At 76.1% G+C, this 4,966-nt stretch carries 4 protein-coding genes; 3 read left to right on the top strand and 1 reads right to left on the bottom strand.

The features are described from left to right. Positions 1-161: 161 nt before the first annotated feature. Together ABZ951_RS20980 and ABZ951_RS20975 are read left to right on the top strand one after the other, a co-directional pair. Positions 162-2,549 (top strand): ComEC/Rec2 family competence protein, encoded by a 2,388-nt coding sequence (locus tag ABZ951_RS20980; RefSeq protein ID WP_361280451.1) that lies wholly within the window; start codon positions 162-164, stop codon positions 2,547-2,549. A gap of 47 nt (positions 2,550-2,596) precedes the next feature. Next, complete coding sequence (locus tag ABZ951_RS20975) at positions 2,597-3,409, top strand: arylamine N-acetyltransferase (protein WP_344088931.1); 813 nt, start codon at positions 2,597-2,599, stop codon at positions 3,407-3,409. Positions 3,410-3,458: 49 nt separating this feature from the next. Here ABZ951_RS20975 and ABZ951_RS20970 read toward each other — a convergent pair whose 3' ends face one another. After that, complete coding sequence (locus ABZ951_RS20970) at positions 3,459-3,752, bottom strand: hypothetical protein (RefSeq protein ID WP_344088928.1); 294 nt, start codon at positions 3,750-3,752, stop codon at positions 3,459-3,461. A 71-nt stretch (positions 3,753-3,823) separates the two neighbouring features. Between ABZ951_RS20970 and holA the strand changes: the two genes are divergently transcribed. After that, positions 3,824-4,810: a DNA polymerase III subunit delta gene (holA, locus tag ABZ951_RS20965; protein ID WP_344088925.1), complete on the top strand. Its 987-nt coding sequence runs from the start codon at positions 3,824-3,826 to the stop codon at positions 4,808-4,810. Positions 4,811-4,966 lie beyond the last annotated feature (156 nt).

Below are 4,966 nucleotides of genomic sequence, written 5' to 3'. Positions count from 1 at the left end.
GTGTTGCGGCTGTTCCGCCGGGGGCGTTCGTCGGGTCGGTGCGCGTTGAGGGGCTCGGTGGCCTGGGCAGTCCCGAGGGGCGGGGTGGTGCGGCCGGCGGTGGTGCCGCTGATACCCCTGGGGCTTCCGCCGGGTCGGCGCGTACCGAAGGCCCCCTTGACCTGCGGCTCGCGGCGCCCGCGGTCGGGGCATGGGTGGCGGCTGCCGTGGCGCTGACCGCCGACGGGGCGGCCGTCGCCCTCGCCGCGGTGCTGGGCGCGCTGGCCGCCGGCGGTCTGGTCCTCGCCGCGCTTCGACGCTCGCGCGCGGTGCCGGGCGGCCGGGCCGGAGCGGCGGTCGCCGCGGCCGCGGTGCTGCTGTGTGCCGTCGCGGGGGCGGGGGCGGCCGCCCTGCGGGCGTCCGACACGCAGCGCGGCCCGCTGCCCGGTGCGGCCCGGCAGCACGGGGAGGCCACCGTCGACGTGACCGTCACCGGAGACCCGCGGACCGTCCGCCCCCGCGTGCGCGGAGCCGTCCGCGCGGCACCCGCCGTCGTCCTCGAAGGCGAGGCGACCCGGGTGGTCATCGGCCGGCGGGCCACCGCCACCCGCACCCCGGTCCTGGTGATCGCCCACCCGGCCTGGCTCGGCCTGCTGCCCTCCACCCGCGTCCGTGTCGAGGCGCGCCTCGCACCGCCCGCCCGTGAGGGCGACCGGCTCGCCGCCGTCCTGCGGGTCAGCGGCCGGGCCCCGCCCCAGGTCGTCGAGGGGCCCACCGCGCTCCAGCGCACCGCCGCCCGGCTCCGCGCGGGCCTGCGCACCGCCACCGACGGGCTCTCCCCGGACGCCCGCGCCCTCCTTCCCGGGCTGGTCGTGGGTGACACCTCCCGCATCCCGCCCGACCTCGAAGACGCCTTCCGGGCTACGGATCTGACGCACCTTCTGGCCGTCTCCGGCAGCAACCTCACGATCCTGCTGGTGGTGCTGATCGGCCCGCCGCACCTGGCCACCCGGGCCGAACGCCGGGGCCTCGCAGCCCGGCTGGGGATCCCCCTGCGGCTGACGGCGGTACTGGGCGCGGGGCTCGCCCTGGGGTTCGTCGTCGTATGCCGGCCGGAGCCGAGCGTGCTGCGGGCCGCCGCGTGCGGGCTGATCACGCTGCTGGCCATCGGCACGGGACGCCGGCGCAGCCTGCTCCCGGCGCTCGCGGCGGCCGTGCTGCTGCTCGTGCTGTACGACCCGTGGCTGGCCCGCAGTTACGGATTCCTGCTGTCCGTCCTGGCCACCTGCGCCCTGCTGACCCTCGCCCCGCGCTGGGGCGCGGCCCTGCGGCGGCGCGGGGTGCCGCCGCGGGCGGCGGAGGCCCTCGCCGCGGCGGCCGCCGCCCAGGCGGTGTGCGCGCCGGTGATCGCCGTCCTGGCGGCGCGGGTGAGCCTGGTGGCCGTGCCGTGCAACCTCCTCGCCGAGGCGGCCGTCGCCCCGGCCACGGTCCTCGGGTTCGCCGCGCTCGCCGTCGCACCGCTGGCCATGCCCGTCGCCGAGTGTCTGGCGGTGGTCGCCGGCTGGCCCGCGTCCTGGACCGCGACGGTGGCCCGCACGGGCGCCGACCTGCCCGGCGCGGAGCTCGGCTGGCCGGGCGGCTGGCCCGGCGGGCTGCTGCTGGCCGCGGTGACCGCCGCCCTGGTGCCGGTCGCCCGCCGGGCACTTCGCCGCCCCTGGATCTGCGCGGCCTGTGCGCTGCTCCTGCTGATCGCCGTGGTCCGCCCGGCGCCGCTGACCTGGGCGGTCACCGGCTGGCCACCGCCGGGCTGGCGCTTCGTCGCGTGCGACGTCGGGCAGGGGGACGCGCTGGTCCTCGCCGCCGGGGACGGCTCCGCCCTCGTCGTGGACGCGGGCCCGGAGCCCCGCGCCGTCGACCGGTGCCTGCGCGGCCTGGGGATCGACCGGGTGCCGTTGTTGATCCTGAGTCACTTTCACGCCGACCACGTCGACGGCCTGCCCGGCGTGCTGCGCGGCCGTGCGGTCGGCGCGGTCGAGGTGACCCCCTTCGCCGAACCTCCCGGCCAGGCCGCGTTCGTGCGGCGCACGGCGGGGCGGGCGGGCGTCCCGGTCGTCGAGGCGGTGCCGGGGGAGCGGCGGCGCCTCGGCGACCTGTCCTGGGAGGTGCTGTGGCCGCCGCCGGCGGGGACGTCGGCCGTGGCGGAGGGCGGGGCCAACGACGCCAGTGTCAGCCTGCTCGTCCGCAGCGCCGGCCTGTCCCTGCTGCTGCTCGGTGACCTCGAACCGCCCGCCCAGCAAGCGCTCGCCGCGTCACGCCCCGGCCTGCCCCCGGTGGACGTGCTGAAGGTCGCCCATCACGGTTCCGCTTATCAGGACCCGCAGCTGATACGCCGGCTGAGCCCCCGGTTCGCCGTCCTCTCGGCCGGCGCCGGGAATCCGTACGGGCACCCCGCGCCCCGCACGGTCGCCGTGCTCCGGGCCGGGGGAGCGGAGGTCCTGCGCACCGACACCGACGGGCCCGTCGCGGTGACCGACGAGGCCCTGGCCCACAGAGGAGGCCGCGAGCCCTAGGTCCACAGCACGATGCGATCGCCTCCCGGACAGGAGATAACTGACCCATGACCACCATCAACATCGACGCCTACCTGCGCCGGATCGGCGCCGCCCGGCCCGCGGCCCCCGATGCCGACGCGCTCCGGGAGCTTCAGCTCCGCCATCTCCACGCGGTGCCCTTCGAGAATCTGTCGGTGCACCTCGGCGAAGACGTCACCCTCGACGGGGCGGCCCTGGTCCGCAAGATCGTCGAACGGGGGAGGGGCGGCTTCTGCTACGAACTCAACGGCGCGTTCGCGGAGCTGCTGACCGGCCTCGGCTACCGGGTGACGCTGCTCTCCGGGCGCGTGATGGGGCCCGACGGCTTCGGGGTGCCCTTCGATCATTTGGCCCTTCGCGTGGAGACCCCCGGGGCACCCGAGACCTCCGGAGCCCCCGGCACGCCCGAACCGTGGCTGGTGGACGTCGGGTTCGGCCGCAACAGCCACCACCCGCTCGTCTTCACCGACCGCGGCGAGCAGACCGATCCGGCCGGGGTCTTCCGGATCGCCGAGACCGAGGACGGCGATCTCGACGTGTACTGCGACGACCAGGTGCAGTACCGCCTCGAACAGCGCCCCCGGGAGCTGGCCGACTTCGAGTGCGGCTCCTGGTGGCACAGGACGTCGCCGAAGTCGCCCTTCACGCAGTCCCAGCTCTGCTCCCGCCTCACCGGGACCGGCCGGGTCACCGTCAGCGGGCGGACGCTGATCACCACCGACGCGACGGGACGTCAGGAGCGGGAGCTGTCCGAGGACGAGGTCCTGCCGGCCTACCGGACCCACTTCGGCATCGAGCTGGACCGCATACCCGAGCTCCGCACCACGCCCGCGCCGTAGCCGCGAGGGGGCCACGGGGTGAGGCTCCGGCGGTCTGGCCCGCCGGAGCTCACTCCGCTTCGAGCCAGCCGTCGTACTCCTCGGCCAGCGCGCGCAGCGCCTCGGTGTCCAGGGCGCCGCGGGGGTCCTCCACGACCACCAGCCACTGGGCGTCCTCGGCGTCGTCCTCACCGGCGAGCGCCTCGCGCACGAGCTGGGGCTCCTCGGCCAGGCCGAAGCGCTGGACGGCCTCCTCGGCCACGTCGTCCGCGGCGTCCCGGTCGGGGAGCACCAGCAGGTGCCGCGCGGGGCCGGAAGAAGAGGGAGAAGAGGGAGAAGGGGAAGAAGAGGAAACGCTGCTCACCCGCTCATTGTGCGGTATGCGCGGCGGGCACGCGGGAGGGAGTGTCAGTGGCGCGTGGGATGCTGGACGCGATGGCCAGGAAGACTGCAACCGAAGACCTGCTCGCCCCCGTGACGCTCGCCGTGGGCCAGGAGGATCTCCTGCTGGACCGCGCCGTGCGGGAGGTGGTGGAGGCCGCCCGTGCCGCCGACGCGGACACCGACGTGCGGGATCTCGCGCCCGAGGCGCTGCAGCCCGGCACGCTCGCGCAGCTGACGAGCCCGTCGTTGTTCGCCGAGCGCAAGGTCGTGATCGTGCGCAACGCGCAGGACCTGTCGGCGGACACGATCAAGGACGTGAAGGGGTACCTCGGCGCTCCCGTCGAGGAGATCACCCTCGTGCTGCTGCACGCCGGAGGCGCCAAGGGCAAGGGCCTGCTGGACGCCGCGCGCAAGGCCGGGGCCCGGGAGGTCGCCTGCCCGAAGATGACCAAGCCGGCCGACCGCCTGGCGTTCGTCCGCTCCGAGTTCCGGGCCACCGGCCGCTCGGCGACCCCGGAGGCGTGCCAGACGCTGGTGGACGCGATCGGCAGTGACCTGCGGGAGCTGGCGAGCGCCTGCGCGCAGCTCGTCGCCGACATCGAGGGCACCATCGACGAGACCGTCGTCGCCCGCTACTACACGGGCCGCGCCGAGGCGTCCAGCTTCACCGTCGCGGACCGGGCCGTGGAGGGCCGGGCGGCGGAGGCGCTGGAGGCGCTGCGCTGGGCGATGTCGACGGGCGTCGCCCCGGTGCTGATCACCAGTGCGCTCGCCCAGGGGGTCCGGGCGATCGGCAAGCTCGCCTCGGCCCCGCGCGGCGCCCGCCCCGGCGATCTGGCCCGGGACCTGGGGATGCCGCCCTGGAAGATCGACCGGGTGCGTCAGCAGATGCGCGGCTGGTCGGCGGACGGTGTCGCCGACGCGTTGCGGGCTGTCGCCGAGGCGGACGCGGGGGTCAAAGGCGGCGGGGACGATCCGGAGTACGCCCTGGAGAAGGCGGTCGTTGCGGTGTCCCGCGCGGCACGTAGCCGCCCTTAAGGCGGCCGGAGCCCTGTCTGCGGGTTGTGGGGGTGCACCACCGCTGCGCGGCGGTGTCCTCAAACGCCGGACGGGCTGGATCGGGCTGAGCTCAGCCACTACCAGCCCGTCCGGGGGCACCTCCTGGGGGCACCCCCAGCGGTAGCTGGGGAGATC

Origin of the sequence: Streptomyces sp. NPDC046215 (assembly GCF_040646215.1) — a bacterium.
GTDB classification, from domain to species: Bacteria; Actinomycetota; Actinomycetes; order Streptomycetales; family Streptomycetaceae; genus Streptomyces; species Streptomyces stramineus.
Note: the sequence above shows the minus strand (reverse complement) of the source record. Positions and strands in the feature narration are given on the sequence as shown.

What these genes read in the sequence shown, in the direction of transcription:
- ABZ951_RS20975 (WP_344088931.1), top strand. Translation starts at nt 2,597, where the DNA reads ATGACCACCATCAACATCGACGCCTACCTGCGCCGGATCGGCGCCGCC.
- holA (WP_344088925.1), top strand. Translation starts at nt 3,824, where the DNA reads ATGGCCAGGAAGACTGCAACCGAAGACCTGCTCGCCCCCGTGACGCTC.